11 protein-coding genes are annotated in these 13,868 nt (G+C 63.3%); 10 read left to right on the top strand and 1 reads right to left on the bottom strand.

Annotation, left to right across the window (positions count from 1 at the left end; genetic code table 11):
- Window positions 1-211: 211 nt before the first annotated feature.
- The 8 genes from map to E8E75_RS08725 all read left to right on the top strand — a co-directional run bounded on the left by map (window position 212) and on the right by E8E75_RS08725 (window position 8,813).
- Window positions 212-994: a type I methionyl aminopeptidase gene (map, locus tag E8E75_RS08760; RefSeq protein WP_120654856.1), complete on the top strand. Its 783-nt coding sequence runs from the start codon at window positions 212-214 to the stop codon at window positions 992-994.
- A 29-nt stretch (window positions 995-1,023) separates the two neighbouring features.
- Complete coding sequence (locus E8E75_RS08755; protein ID WP_120654855.1) at window positions 1,024-3,726, top strand: [protein-PII] uridylyltransferase; 2,703 nt, start codon at window positions 1,024-1,026, stop codon at window positions 3,724-3,726.
- A 76-nt stretch (window positions 3,727-3,802) separates the two neighbouring features.
- Complete coding sequence (dapC, locus tag E8E75_RS08750) at window positions 3,803-4,999, top strand: succinyldiaminopimelate transaminase (RefSeq protein ID WP_120654854.1); 1,197 nt, start codon at window positions 3,803-3,805, stop codon at window positions 4,997-4,999.
- A 19-nt stretch (window positions 5,000-5,018) separates the two neighbouring features.
- Complete coding sequence (locus E8E75_RS08745) at window positions 5,019-5,366, top strand: ArsC family reductase (protein ID WP_120654853.1); 348 nt, start codon at window positions 5,019-5,021, stop codon at window positions 5,364-5,366.
- A 2-nt stretch (window positions 5,367-5,368) separates the two neighbouring features.
- The gene (locus E8E75_RS08740; protein ID WP_153920826.1) at window positions 5,369-5,992 is read left to right on the top strand and encodes a LysE family translocator; all 624 of its coding nucleotides are present in this window, start codon (window positions 5,369-5,371) and stop codon (window positions 5,990-5,992) included.
- A 27-nt stretch (window positions 5,993-6,019) separates the two neighbouring features.
- A complete protein-coding gene (dapD, locus tag E8E75_RS08735) occupies window positions 6,020-7,054 on the top strand; it encodes a 2,3,4,5-tetrahydropyridine-2,6-dicarboxylate N-succinyltransferase (protein ID WP_120654851.1) in 1,035 nt (344 codons plus the stop codon).
- Window positions 7,055-7,203: 149 nt separating this feature from the next.
- Window positions 7,204-8,409: a cysteine desulfurase gene (locus tag E8E75_RS08730; RefSeq protein WP_153920824.1), complete on the top strand. Its 1,206-nt coding sequence runs from the start codon at window positions 7,204-7,206 to the stop codon at window positions 8,407-8,409.
- Window positions 8,406-8,813: a SufE family protein gene (locus E8E75_RS08725; RefSeq protein WP_120654849.1), complete on the top strand. Its 408-nt coding sequence runs from the start codon at window positions 8,406-8,408 to the stop codon at window positions 8,811-8,813. The genes E8E75_RS08730 and E8E75_RS08725 overlap by 4 nt, the downstream gene beginning before the upstream one ends.
- Window positions 8,814-8,859: 46 nt before the next feature.
- Here E8E75_RS08725 and tcdA read toward each other — a convergent pair whose 3' ends face one another.
- Window positions 8,860-9,663, bottom strand: coding sequence for a tRNA cyclic N6-threonylcarbamoyladenosine(37) synthase TcdA (tcdA, locus tag E8E75_RS08720; RefSeq protein ID WP_153920822.1), 804 nt, complete (start codon window positions 9,661-9,663; stop codon window positions 8,860-8,862).
- Window positions 9,664-9,815: 152 nt separating this feature from the next.
- Between tcdA and E8E75_RS08715 the strand changes: the two genes are divergently transcribed.
- Complete coding sequence (locus tag E8E75_RS08715) at window positions 9,816-10,967, top strand: iron-containing alcohol dehydrogenase (RefSeq protein WP_153920820.1); 1,152 nt, start codon at window positions 9,816-9,818, stop codon at window positions 10,965-10,967.
- A 258-nt stretch (window positions 10,968-11,225) separates the two neighbouring features.
- Complete coding sequence (locus E8E75_RS08710) at window positions 11,226-13,820, top strand: glycosyltransferase (protein WP_120654846.1); 2,595 nt, start codon at window positions 11,226-11,228, stop codon at window positions 13,818-13,820.
- Window positions 13,821-13,868 lie beyond the last annotated feature (48 nt).

Genomic DNA, 13,868 nt, shown 5'->3' with positions numbered 1-13,868 from the left:
TGCGGGCACCCAGGAAATCGTGTCGATACGTGTGTGGGTTTGTGCCTTGCAGACAGGTCGTCCGTAAAGCGGCGCGTTTTATAGCACAAAAAGCAGACCCAAGCTACTGGAACAATGCCCAGCAAAACAGGCCGCTTGCTGCCAGCCGCTTATGGCTTGCGGCTTGAAGCTGTTAATATCAAGCCTTTTCCGTTTGCGCCCGAGAGCCAATATGACCGTCACCATCAAGACGCCCGCAGAAATCGAGAAAATGCGCGTTGCCGGCCGCCTGGCCGCCGAAGTGCTGGAGATGATCGGCGAGCATGTCAAAGCCGGCGTGACCACCGACGAACTGGACCGCATCTGCCATGACTACATCGTCAACGTGCAGCAGGCCATCCCCGCGCCCCTCAATTACAAGGGTTTCCCCAAGTCGATCTGCACCTCGATCAACCACGTGGTGTGCCACGGCATTCCCAACGAGAAGCCGCTGAAGGATGGCGACATCGTTAATATCGACGTCACCGTCATCAAGGACGGCTACCACGGCGACACCAGCAAGATGTTCATGGTGGGCAAGGCGCCGGAATGGGCGGACAAGCTCTGCCGCGTGACCCAGGAATGCATGTACAAGGGCATCGAGCTGGTCAAGCCTGGCGCTCGCCTGGGCGACATCGGCGAGGTGATCCAGAAGTATGCCGAGAAGCAGGGCTACTCCGTGGTCCGTGAGTACTGCGGCCACGGCATCGGTGCCGTGTTCCACGAAGAACCCCAGGTCCTGCACTACGGCCGCGCCGGCACCGGCATGGAACTCAAGGAAGGCATGACCTTCACCATCGAGCCGATGATCAACCAGGGCCGCCCGGAAACGCGCTTGCTCGGCGACGGCTGGACCGCCATCACCAAGGACCGCAAGCTCTCCGCACAGTGGGAGCACACCGTACTGGTCACCGCCGACGGCTATGAGATCCTCACCCTGCGCAGCGACGATACCCTGCCGCGCACCTCGTCCTGATCAACAACCTATATAAGGAATGCCGCCCCATGCCGCAGGTGGATCCCGAGTTGTTCGACCGCGGGCAGTTCCAGGCGGAACTGGCCTTGAAGTCCAGCCCCATCGCTGCCTTCAAGAAAGCCATCCGCCAGGCCCGCGACGTGCTCGACAACCGTTTCACCAACGGTCGCGACATCCGTCGCCTGGTGGAGGATCGTGCCTGGTTCGTCGACCAGATACTGCGGGCGGCCTGGGAGCGCTTCGATTGGAGCGAAGATGCCGACATCGCCCTGCTGGCAGTGGGCGGCTATGGTCGCGGCGAGCTGCATCCTTACTCTGACATCGACCTGCTGATCCTGCTGGACAGCGCCGACCACGAAGTCTTCCGCGCGCCCATCGAAGGCTTCCTCACCCTGCTCTGGGACATCGGCCTGGAAGTCGGTCAGAGCGTTCGCTCGGTTGCCGAATGCGCCGAAGAAGCACGTGCCGACCTGACGGTGATCACCAACCTGATGGAAAGCCGCACCATTGCTGGTCCCGAGCACCTGCGTCAGCGCATGCTGGACGTCACCAGCCCCGAGCAGATGTGGCCGAGCAAGCACTTCTTCCTCTCCAAGCGCACCGAGCAGAAGGCACGCCACGCCAAATACAACGACACCGAATACAACCTGGAACCCAATGTGAAGGGTTCCCCCGGCGGCCTGCGTGACATCCAGACCATTCTCTGGGTCGCTCGCCGGCAGTTCGGCAGCCTCAACCTGCACGGCCTGGTGCAGCAAGGCTTCCTTGTAGAAAGCGAGTGCAGCATGCTGGCCTCCAGCCAGGAGTTTCTCTGGAAGGTCCGCTACGCGCTGCACATGCTCGCCGGTCGAGCCGAAGACCGACTGCTGTTCGACCACCAACGCAAGATCGCCGCCCTCCTCGGCTTCGGGGACGGAGACGGCAAGCTCAACATCGAACGTTTCATGCAGAAGTACTACCGGGTGGTGATGGGCGTCTCCGAACTCAGCGACCTGATCAACCAGCATTTCGAGGAAGTCATCCTGCGTGCAGGGGAAACCGGTCAGGCACAGCCGCTCAACAGCCGCTTCCAGCTGCGCGACGGCTACATCGAGGTGACCCACCCGAACGTCTTCAAGCGCACGCCCTTCGCAATGCTGGAAATCTTCGTGCTGATGGCCCAGCACCCAGAGATCAAGGGCGTTCGCGCCGATACCATTCGCCTGCTGCGTGAAAGCCGTCATCTGATCGACGACGAGTTCCGCAAGGACATCCGCAATACCAGCCTGTTCATCGAGCTGTTCAAGTCCGCCCAAGGCATCCACCGCAATCTTCGCCGGATGAATCGCTACGGCATCCTTGGCCTGTACCTACCGGAGTTCGGCCAGATCATCGGGCAGATGCAGCACGACCTGTTCCACATCTATACGGTGGATGCCCACACTCTCAACCTGATCAAACACCTGCGCAAGTTGAAGTGGCCCGAGCTGGCGGAGAAATTCCCCCTGGCCAGCAAGCTGATGGACAAGCTGCCCAAGCCCGAACTGATCTACCTCGCCGGGCTCTACCACGACATCGGCAAGGGCCGTGGCGGCGACCACTCCGAGCTGGGCGCCGTGGATGCCGAGGTCTTCTGCGCACGACACCAGTTGCCGGTATGGGACTCACGACTGGTGGCCTGGCTGGTGCAGCATCATCTGGTGATGTCCACCACAGCGCAGCGCAAGGACCTTTCCGATCCGCAGGTGATTTACGACTTCGCGCGTCTGGTAGGCGACCAGACCCGTCTGGATTACCTCTATGTGCTCACCGTGGCCGATATCAACGCCACCAACCCGAGCCTTTGGAACTCCTGGCGCGCCAGCCTGCTGCGCCAGCTCTACACCGAGACCAAGCGCGCATTGCGCCGTGGCCTGGAAAATCCACTGGACCGCGAAGAGCAGATTCGCCAGACCCAGTCCGCCGCCATCGATACCCTGGTGCGCAACGGCATCGACCAGGACGAGGCCGAACAGCTCTGGAGCCAGTTGGGCGACGACTACTTCCTGCGCCATACCGCCAGCGATGTGGTTTGGCACACCGAGGCGATACTCCAGCATCCGGCCGGCAACGACCCGCTGGTACTGATCAAGGAAACAGCCCAGCGCGAATTCGAAGGCGCTACACAGATATTCATCTACGCGCCGGACCAGCACGACTTCTTCGCCGTGACCGTGGCGGCCATGTCGCAGTTGAATCTGAACATTCATGACGCACGGATCATCACGTCCACCAGCCAGTTCACCCTCGACACCTACATCGTGCTCGACGCGGACGGCGGGCGGATCGGCGAGAACCCGGCGCGTATCCGCGAAATCCGTGAAGGCCTGATAGACGCCCTGAAGAATCCGGACGAGTACCCGGCCATCATCCAGCGCCGCGTCCCGCGCCAGCTCAAGCACTTTGCATTCCCGCCACAAGTGACCATCTCCAATGACGCGCAGCGTCCGGTGACCATCCTCGAACTGATCGCCCCCGACCGCCCTGGCCTGCTGGCGCGCATCGGGCGTATCTTCCTGGAGTTCGACCTGTCGCTGCAGAACGCCAAGATCGCCACCCTGGGCGAGCGCGTGGAAGACGTTTTCTTCGTCACCGATGCGGACAACCAGCCACTCTCCGACCCTGAGCTCTGCCTGCGGCTGCAGGAGGCGATCGTCTCCCAGTTGTCCGAAGCCAATGGGCAGAGCCTGGACCCCACGCGAATAAGCATCTGAACCCGTAGGGTGCAATAAGGCCGCAGGCCGGATTGCACCGTTTTACCCACGACCTCCCTGTTGACGCCCTACAACCATGAACGACGCCCTGAATCATCTGCAGCCCTACCCCTTCGAGAAACTCCGTGCCCTGCTGGCCGGCGCCCAGTCACCGGCGGAGAAGAAGGCCATCGCCCTGTCCATCGGCGAACCCAAGCACCGCTCTCCGGCTTTCGTCGCCGAAGCCCTGTCGGCCAATCTCGACCAACTGGCGGTCTACCCCACGACCCTGGGCATTCCGGCGCTGCGCGAGGCCATTGCCCAATGGTGCGAGCGTCGTTTCAAGGTACCGGGTGGCTGGCTCGATGCTGCCCGCCACGTACTGCCGGTGAATGGCACCCGCGAGGCGCTGTTCGCTTTCACCCAGGCAGTGGTCAATCGTGCAGATAACGGACTGGTAGTCAGCCCGAACCCCTTCTACCAGATCTACGAAGGTGCAGCCCTGCTGGCCGGTGCCGAGCCCCATTACCTGCCATGCCTGGCGGAGAACGGCTTCAACCCGGACTTCGACGCCGTTCCAGCTGACGTCTGGCAGCGTTGCCAGGTCCTCTTCCTCTGCTCTCCGGGCAACCCTACCGGCGCGCTGATCCCGGTAGATACCCTGAAGAAGCTGATCGCCCTGGCCGACGAGCACGACTTCGTGATCGCGGCCGACGAGTGCTACAGCGAGCTCTACTTCGACGAGCAGAACCCGCCGGCTGGACTGCTCACCGCTTGCGCCGAACTCGGCCGCTCCGACTTCAAGCGCTGCGTCGTGTTCCACAGCCTGTCCAAGCGCTCCAACCTGCCTGGCCTGCGCTCGGGCTTCGTCGCCGGCGACGCAGGCATCCTCAAGTCCTTCCTGCTGTACCGCACCTACCACGGCTGTGCGATGCCTGTGCAGACCCAGCTGGCCAGCGTCGCAGCCTGGAATGACGAAGTGCACGTGCGCGCCAACCGCGCCCTGTACCGAGAGAAATTCGACGCAATGCTGGATATCCTTGGTCCGGTCCTCGATGTGCAGCGCCCGGACGGCGGCTTCTATCTCTGGCCGAAGACGCCGGTGGACGACGAGACCTTCACCCGCGAACTGTTCGCCCGCGAGCACGTCACCGTGGTCCCCGGCTCCTACCTGTCGCGCGCTGTGAATGGCTTCAACCCCGGTGCGGGCCGCGTACGCATGGCCCTGGTGGCCCCGCTGGCCGAGTGTGTCGAAGCCGGTGAACGTATCCGCGACTTCATCAGGGGCCTGTGAGATTCAAAGGAAATACACGATGAGCATCACCCTCTACGGCATCAAAGCGTGCGACACCATGAAGAAGGCCCGCACCTGGCTCGAAGAGCAAGGCGTCGCCTACAGCTTCCATGACTACAAGGCATCGGCCATCGATCGCGCCAATCTCGACAAATGGTGCGCCGAACACGGCTGGGAAACCGTCCTGAACCGCGCCGGAACCACATTCCGCAAACTGGACGACGCGCAGAAGGCCGACCTTGACCAGGAAAAGGCAATCGCCCTGATGCTGGCCCAGCCCTCGATGATCAAGCGTCCGGTGCTGGACCTAGGTGATCGCACCCTGGTTGGCTTCAAGCCGGACCTTTACGCGGCCGCCTTCAAGTAACCATGGAAATCGCCTGGGCGCTCTTCATCCCGGCCTGCTTCGCGCTGAACATGGCGCCGGGGCCGAACAACCTGCTGTCGCTGCATAACGCAGCGCGCCAGGGTCTGCGCCCCGCCTGCCTCGCTGGTGCCGGACGATTGCTGGCCTTCGCCGGAATGATCGCCCTCGTCGCCTCAGGGCTGGCCCTGGTCCTGCAGGCTTCGGCCACGCTGTTCCTGGCCATCAAGCTGCTGGGCGCCGGCTACCTGTTCTGGCTGGCCTACCAGCTCTGGCGCGCACCAGGTGGCCACTTCGCCGAACCCGGCGAGGTCGTTCGCCTGTCCCTGTGGAAGCTGTCGCGCCAAGAGTTCTGGGTAGCCGCGGGCAATCCTAAGGCGATCCTGATCTTCACCGCCTTCCTGCCGCAGTTCGTCAATCCGCAGCAGGCGGTCGGCCCGCAATTCCTGGCTCTAGGCCTGGCCTTCCTGGCCCTGGAATGGCTGGCCATCCTGCTTTACGCCCTGGCCGGGCTGAATCTCGGCCGCCTGCTCGCCGGGCCTCGTGCCCGGCGCCTGTTCAACCGTGGCTGCGCTGTCCTGCTGGGCAGCGCCGGCCTGGGCCTGCTGCTCAGCCGCCGCCCCGCCTGATCAACCCCTTCAGCAAGAGGAATCCTCATGTCCAACGCTCTCTTCAGCATCGCCTTCGGCGTCGGTACCCAGAATCGCCAGGGCAACTGGCTGGAAGTCTTCTACGCCCTTCCGCTGCTCAAGCCGTCCGAGCAACTGGTCGCTGCAGTCGCCCCGGTGCTCGGCTACAGTGCCGGCAACCAGGCCATCACCATCAGCAATGCCCAGGCCGCCCAACTGGCGACCGTGCTCAAGGATATCGACGCAGCGCAGTCAGCCCTGTTGACCCGCCTGGCCGAAAGCCACAAGCCGCTGGTCGCCACCCTGCTGGCCGAAGACGCCGCCCTGACCTCCACCCCGGAGGCCTACCTCAAGCTGCACCTGCTGTCTCACCGCCTGGCCAAGCCCCATGGCCTGAACCTGACCGGCATTTTCCCGCTGCTGCCGAACGTGGCTTGGACCAGCCAGGGCGCCGTCGACCTGGCCGAACTGGCCGAGCGCCAGCTGGAAGCCCGCCTGAAGGGCGAGCTGCTGGAAGTCTTCTCCGTGGACAAGTTCCCGAAAATGACCGACTACGTGGTTCCGGCCGGCGTGCGTATTGCCGATACCGCCCGCGTACGCCTGGGCGCCTACGTGGGTGAAGGCACCACCGTGATGCACGAAGGCTTCGTCAACTTCAACGCCGGTACCGAAGGTCCGGGCATGATCGAAGGCCGCGTGTCCGCAGGCGTCTTCGTACGCAAAGGCTCGGACCTGGGCGGCGGTTGCTCCACCATGGGCACCCTGTCCGGCGGCGGCAACATCGTCATCTCCGTAGGCGAAGGCTGCCTGATCGGCGCCAACGCCGGCATCGGCATTCCGCTGGGTGACCGCAATATCGTTGAAGCCGGCCTGTACATCACCGCTGGCACCAAGGTGGCCCTGCTGGACGACCAGAACCAATTGGTGAAAGTGGTCAAGGCCCGCGACCTGGCTGGCCAGGCTGACCTGCTGTTCCGCCGCAACTCGCAGAACGGCGCCGTTGAGTGCAAGACCAACAAGACTGCCATCGAACTCAACGAAGCCCTGCACGCTCACAACTGAGCCATGGTCCCGAAGCCTCGGCTTCGGGACAGTTTCCGACCAGGCCCGGACGCTCGTTTACACTCAGTAGAACGTGTGTCCGGGCCTGTTCATGTTTCAGCTGGCCGTTATTCGCAACGCTTCACTCCTTATTTTGCGTGCTGCAAGCCATGTCCCTGATTTCACCCTGGCGCTCCGACTTCCCCGCCCTTTCGGCCCTGGCGGCCGAGGGGCAGACCTATCTGGACAGTGCCGCCACCTCGCAGAAGCCCCAGCCAGTGCTCGACGCCCTGCTCGGCTACTACGCCAGTGGCGCGGCTAATGTACATCGCGCCCAACACTTGCCCGGAGAACGCGCCACCCGAGCCTTTGAAGGGACCCGGATGCGCGCAGCGCAGTGGCTGAATGCCGCGAATCCGGCGGAAATCCTCTTCACCCGAGGCGTCACCGAGGCAATCAACTTGCTGGCCTACGGCCTGGAGCACCTGTTCCAGCCTGGCGATGAGATCGCCATCAGCGCGCTGGAGCATCACGCCAACCTGCTGCCCTGGCAGCAACTCGTCCTGCGCAGGCAGCTCAAGCTGGTGGTGCTGCCACTGGATGATCGTGGCCTGATAGATCTGGAGCAGGCCCGGCAGTTGATTGGCCCGCGTACCCGCTTGTTGGCGATGAGTCAGCTGTCCAATGTGCTCGGTCGCTGGCAGCCGCTGACCGAACTGCTGCCCCTGGCGCGCAGCCAAGGCGCCATTACCGTGGTCGACGGTGCCCAGGGCGCAGTCCATGGCCGCCATGACGTACAGGCTATGGGTTGCGACTTCTACACATTCTCCAGCCACAAGCTCTACGGCCCGGACGGCGTCGGCGTGCTCTATGGCCGTAACGAGGCCCTGGGCCGCCTGAAGCATTGGCAGTTTGGAGGTGAGATGGTCCATACCACCGGCTACCAGACGGCCGATTTCCATGGCGCGCCCCTGGGCTTCGAAGCCGGTACCCCGGCGATTGCTTCGGTTATCGGCCTGGGCGCGGCGCTGGACTACCTGGGCAACCTGGAAGCTGCCGCCATCGCCGGGCATGAGGCGGCCCTTCACGCCAAGCTACTGGCCGGCCTTGGCGCACGAGACGGCGTGCGTCTCCTCGGTGCCCCGGAACTGGCGCTCGCCAGTTTCAGCATCGATGGCGTGCATAGCGCTGACCTGGCCCACCTTCTCACCGAGCAGGGTATTGCCGTGCGTGCCGGGCATCACTGTGCCATGCCGCTCATGCAGACCCTTGGCGTGCAAGGTGCTGTTCGCGTGTCCCTCGGCCTGTATAACAACGGCGATGATCTGGAGCGGTTCTTCACCGCGCTGGACAAGGCCCTGGAGTTGCTGCGATGAGCCTACCCGCAAAGGCACAGGAAGCCCTGGACGCCTTCACTGCCGCCGGAGGCTGGGAACAGCGCGCGCGTCTATTGATGCAATGGGGTGAGCGGCTGGAGCCGCTTACGGATACCGAGCGCAACGACACCAATCGGGTGCATGGCTGTGAAAGCCAGGTGTGGCTCGTGGGCGAACGGCAAGACGAGCATTGGCACTTTCGTGCTGCCAGCGACGCCCGGTTGATTCGCGGCCTGCTGGCAGTGCTGGTAGCACGGGTGGAAGGGCTGTCGGCGGGCGAACTGGCTGCCGTCGATCTGGCGGACTGGTTCAGCCAGCTCGGCCTCGGCCGCCAACTGTCGCCTTCACGCAGCAATGGCCTGAACGCCGTCCTCAAGAAAATGCGGGAAATGGCGCAGGCATGAGCACTCTGGGGGCTAATTCATTCGCAAAAGGACGGCGCAGCCGTCCCTAGCCCGCCTGGCGCTCCGACGGCCTGCGCGCCCCTGCCACCAACTTATCCACAATCCTCGCTGCCGCTACCATGCCGAAGGTCGCGGTCACCATCATCACCGCACCGAATCCGCCAGCGCAGTCCAGCTTCACGCCTTCGCCGACGAAACTCTTCTGTTGGCACACCGAGCCATCCGGCTTCGGGTAGCGCAACTGCTCCGTCGAGAACACGCAGGGCACGCTGTAGGTGCGCCCCGGTGTACGGGAGAAGTTGTAGTCGCGGCGCAGGGTGGAACGCACCTTGGCCGCCAGCGGGTCGTTGAAGGTCTTGTTCAGGTCGGCGACCTGGATCTGGGCCGGGTCCACCTGGCCGCCTGCACCGCCGGTGGTAACGATCTGGATCTTGCGTCGCTTGCACCAAGCGATCAGCGCGGCTTTGGCCGCTACGCTGTCGATGCAGTCGATCACAGCGTCCAGTGCGGGCGTGATGTACTCGGCCATGGTCTCGCGGGTCACGAAGTCGGCCACGGCGTGAACGACACAAGCCGGGTTGATGGCACGAAGGCGCTCGGCCATCACATCCACCTTGGCCTTGCCCACGGCTCCCTCGATGGCATGCACCTGGCGATTGGTGTTGGTGATGCAGACGTCATCCAGGTCGAACAGGGATATCTCCCCCACCCCTGAGCGCGCCAGGGCCTCGGCCGCCCAGGAACCCACGCCGCCAATGCCGACCACAGCCACATGGGCGGCCTGCAGCCGGGCAAGTCCTTCCAGGCCATATAGCCGGGCGATGCCGCCAAAACGCTCGTCTGTACTCATCCCAATCACTCCCATCGCCAACTTTCGGGCGGGCGCGCATTATAGGAAGCGCTATCCCTCGGCCCAAGTCCATTGCCGCTGAATGGCGACCTATAGATTCGGGCACGGTGCGCCAGGGCTATAGTCGGCCGATAACGACAAGGGAGCCGGTCATGCGCAACTTCACCTTCTACAACCCTACCCGCATCCACTTCGGCGACGGCCAGATCAGCAAGCTGACGCGGGATGTCCCGGCCGGTAGCCGGGTGCTGGTGACCCACGGCGGAGGAAGCATCTTCCAGAACGGTGTCTGGCAACAGGTCGAGGAGGCGTTGGCTGATCACAAGGTCGTCCGTTTCGGCGGAATCGAGGCCAATCCGCAGTTCGACACCCTGGTTAGAGCAACCGAACAGGCCAAAATCGAACAGTGCGACTTCATCGTTGCCGTGGGTGGAGGCTCGGTAATCGATGGCAGCAAGTTCATCGCCGCGGCGGCCTGCTACGACGGTGACCCGCTGGACCTGCTCAGTGGCAAGCGGATTACAGCCGCCTTACCCATGGGATGCGTGCTGACACTGGCCGCCACCGGCTCCGAGAGCAATCCCCACGGCGTGGTTACACACGTTGGCCGCCAGGAAAAGCTGCCGTTCTCCAGCGCCCTGCTCTACCCGCGCTTCGCCATCCTCGACCCGCGCACCACGTTCAGCCTGCCGCCCCGGCAGATCGGCAACGGCGTGGTGGATGCCTTCGTCCACACCATCGAGCAGTACCTCACCTACCCTGCCGATGCGCCCCTGCAGGACCGCTATGCCGAAGGCCTGCTGCTGACCCTGATAGAAGAAGGCCCCAAGGCCCTGGCCAACCCGGAGGACTACGCCGTACGCGCCAACCTCATGTGGTGCGCCACCCAGGCCCTGAACGGCCTGCTCGGCTGCGGCGTGCCCCAGGACTGGTCGACCCACATGATCGGCCACGAGCTGACTGCGCTGTACCACATCGATCACGCCCAGACCCTGGCCGTAGTGCTGCCGGCCCTCCTGGCGGAACGCCGCCAGGTCAAGCGCGAGAAGCTGCTTCAATACGGGGCGCGCGTCTGGGGGCTGAAGGAGGGCGACGAAGAACAGCGTATCGACGCAGCGATTCAGGCTACCCGCGATTTTTTCAAGCGCATGGGCGTGCCTACCCGTCTGTCCGAACATGGCCTGGATGCCGATGTGATCCCCCAGGTGCTCGCGCAACTGGAGCGCCATGGAATGACCGCGCTGAGCGAGCGCCGAGACCTTGACCTGGAAGCCAGCGAACGCATTCTGCTGCGCGCCCTCTGAAGCTGATCCAGGTCAAGCCGAAGCGGCATTTCGATTCGTCGGTCGAACTTCTCGCGCCGCGGGCAAACAAACCATCTGGCGGGGACAGCTATCCGGCTTCCCCGGCTGGTCGCAATCTATACAGCTGTTGGGCGCCGGGGTAGGATTCGCGCCGACCAGCATATCGCTGGCCCTACCCCAGGTTTTGTACGAATTTTGATCAAATGGCGATCATTCTCGTATGGAACCCAGTTCCTCGATTCGGAACCCTTGACCTCTATGCCATCGCGTAAATTTGGACTCAACCTGGTGGTCTTCGTGGCAGTCGCCGCGTTGTTCACCGGTATCTGGGCGCTCTACAACCGCCCGGTCACCGCGCCGGACTGGCCGGAACAGATATCCGGCTACTCCTTCTCGCCGTTCCGGGCGGACCAGAACCCGCAAACCAACCGCTATCCCAACGACGAGCAGATCCGCCAGGACCTCGAATTGGTAAGCAAGCAGACCGACAACATCCGCACCTACTCGGTGGACGGCACCCTGGCCGACATTCCGCGCCTGGCCGAAGAGTTCGGCCTGCGGGTGACCCTTGGTGTCTGGATCAGCCCGGACGAGGAACGCAACGAGCGCGAGATCGCCAAGGCCATCGAAATCGCCAACGCCTCCCGTAGCGTGGTTCGCGTGGTAGTGGGTAACGAAGCCTTGTTCCGTCGCGAGATCAGCCGCAAGGACCTGATGGTCTATCTGGACCGCGTGCGCGCAGCCGTGAAGGTACCGGTGACCACCTCCGAGCAGTGGCACATCTGGCTGAAGTATCCGGAACTGGCCAAGCACGTCGACCTGGTGGCCGCCCACGTGCTGCCTTACTGGGAGTTCGTGCCGATGGAGGACTCCACCGAGTTCGTCCTGGAGCGCGCCAAGGACCTGAAGAAAGCCTTCCCGAAGAAGCCCTTGCTGCTTTCCGAAGTGGGCTGGCCGAGCAACGGCCGCATGCGCGGCGGTGCCGACGCTTCCCAAGCCGACCAGGCCATCTACCTGCGAACCCTGGTCAACGCTCTCAACGCCAAGGGCTACAACTACTTCGTGATCGAGGCCTTCGACCAGCCGTGGAAGGCCAGTGACGAAGGTTCGGTGGGCGCCTACTGGGGCGTCTACAACCTCGACCGCCAGCCGAAGTTCGCCTTCGAAGGGCCGGTGATCGCCATCCCGCAATGGCGCATGCTCGCGGTCGCTTCTGTGGTCATGGCACTGCTGGCCCTGGCCCTGATGCTGATCGATGGCAGCGCACTGCGCCAGCGCGGCCGCACCTTCCTGACCTTCGTCGCCTTCGCCGGCGGCTCGGTACTGGTGTGGATCGCCTACGACTACAGCCAGCAGTACAGCACCTGGTTCAGCCTGACCGTCGGTCTGCTCCTCGGTGTCGGCGCCCTGGGCGTATTCATCGTGCTGCTGACCGAAGCCCATGAACTCGCCGAGGCGGTCTGGGTGCGCAAGCGCCGCCGTCCGTTCCTGCCGGTGCTGGCCGACAGCGCCTACCGTCCGAAAGTCTCGGTACACGTGCCCTGCTACAACGAGCCGCCGGAGATGGTCAAACAGACCCTCGACGCCCTCGCCAACCTCGACTATCCGGACTACGAAGTCCTGATCATCGACAACAACACCAAGGACCCGGCTGTCTGGGAACCGGTGCGCGACTACTGCGAGCAGTTGGGCCCGCGCTTCAAATTCTTCCATGTCGCCCCGCTGGAAGGCTTCAAGGGTGGTGCGCTGAACTACATCCTGCCGTACACCGCAGCAGACGCCGAAGTTGTGGCGGTGATCGACTCCGACTACTGCGTCGACCGCAACTGGCTGAAGCACATGGTTCCGCACTTCGCCGACCCGGAGATCGCCGTGGTGCAGTCACCGCAGGACTATCGCGACGGCAACGAGAACACCTTCAAGCGGCTCTGCTACGCGGAATACAAGGGCTTCTTCCACATCGGCATGGTCACCCGCAACGACCGCAACGCCATTATCCAGCACGGCACCATGACCATGATCCGTCGCAGTGTGATGGACGAGTTGAAGTGGGCCGACTGGACCATCTGCGAAGACGCCGAACTGGGTCTGCGCGTGTTCAAGAGCGGTTATGCCGCCGCCTACGCGCACGAGAGTTTTGGTCGTGGGCTGATGCCGGACACCTTCATCGACTACAAGAAGCAGCGCTTCCGCTGGGCCTATGGCGCCATTCAGATCATGAAAGGCCACGCCCGCAGCCTGTTCCTCGGCAAGGACTCCAAGCTAAAGCAAGGCCAGCGCTACCACTTCATCGCGGGCTGGCTGCCCTGGGTCGCCGATGGCCTGAACATCTTCTTCACCGCCGGTGCCCTGCTCTGGTCGGCGGCGATGATCATCGTGCCGCAACGGGTCGACCCGCCGCTGCTGATCTTCGCCATCCCGCCGCTGGCGCTGTTCTTCTTCAAAGTCGGCAAAATCGTCTTCCTCTACCAGCGCGCGGTGGGGGTCAACCTGAAGGACGCCTTCTGCGCAGCGGTGGCGGGCCTTGCCCTCTCGCATACCATCGCCAAGGCCGTGCTCTATGGTTTCTTCACCAAGAGCATCCCGTTCTTCCGCACGCCGAAGATGCGCAGCAATCACGGCCTGTTGATGGCCCTGGCCGAAGCCCGCGAAGAAGTCTTCGTGATGCTTCTGCTCTGGGGTGCGGCGATCGGGATCGCCATCGTCCAGGGCATGCCCAGTCCGGACGTGAAGTTCTGGGTGGCCATGCTGCTGGTGCAGTCGCTGCCTTACCTGGCAGCGCTGATCATGGCCCTCCTCTCCTCCCTGCCCAAGGGTCAGGAAGAGGAGCAAGAGGAGGTCGCCACCGCCTGATTGGCGAGCGAAACCCTTAAACGGCGGCCTATGGCCGCCGTTCTTGTT

This window comes from Pseudomonas sp. BN606, from assembly GCF_029873115.1.
In the GTDB taxonomy this organism is placed as follows: domain Bacteria; phylum Pseudomonadota; class Gammaproteobacteria; order Pseudomonadales; family Pseudomonadaceae; genus Metapseudomonas.
The sequence above is the reverse complement of the archived record's forward strand: the minus strand, read 5'-3'. Positions and strand labels throughout refer to the sequence as shown.

Bases quoted from the DNA above. Each gene is read 5' to 3' on its own strand.
- map (WP_120654856.1), top strand. From the start codon at position 212: ATGACCGTCACCATCAAGACGCCCGCAGAAATCGAGAAAATGCGCGTT.
- E8E75_RS08755 (WP_120654855.1), top strand. From the start codon at position 1,024: ATGCCGCAGGTGGATCCCGAGTTGTTCGACCGCGGGCAGTTCCAGGCG.
- dapC (WP_120654854.1), top strand. From the start codon at position 3,803: ATGAACGACGCCCTGAATCATCTGCAGCCCTACCCCTTCGAGAAACTC.
- E8E75_RS08745 (WP_120654853.1), top strand. From the start codon at position 5,019: ATGAGCATCACCCTCTACGGCATCAAAGCGTGCGACACCATGAAGAAG.
- E8E75_RS08740 (WP_153920826.1), top strand. From the start codon at position 5,369: ATGGAAATCGCCTGGGCGCTCTTCATCCCGGCCTGCTTCGCGCTGAAC.
- dapD (WP_120654851.1), top strand. From the start codon at position 6,020: ATGTCCAACGCTCTCTTCAGCATCGCCTTCGGCGTCGGTACCCAGAAT.
- E8E75_RS08730 (WP_153920824.1), top strand. From the start codon at position 7,204: ATGTCCCTGATTTCACCCTGGCGCTCCGACTTCCCCGCCCTTTCGGCC.
- E8E75_RS08725 (WP_120654849.1), top strand. From the start codon at position 8,406: ATGAGCCTACCCGCAAAGGCACAGGAAGCCCTGGACGCCTTCACTGCC.
- tcdA (WP_153920822.1), bottom strand. From the start codon at position 9,663: ATGAGTACAGACGAGCGTTTTGGCGGCATCGCCCGGCTATATGGCCTG.
- E8E75_RS08715 (WP_153920820.1), top strand. From the start codon at position 9,816: ATGCGCAACTTCACCTTCTACAACCCTACCCGCATCCACTTCGGCGAC.
- E8E75_RS08710 (WP_120654846.1), top strand. From the start codon at position 11,226: ATGCCATCGCGTAAATTTGGACTCAACCTGGTGGTCTTCGTGGCAGTC.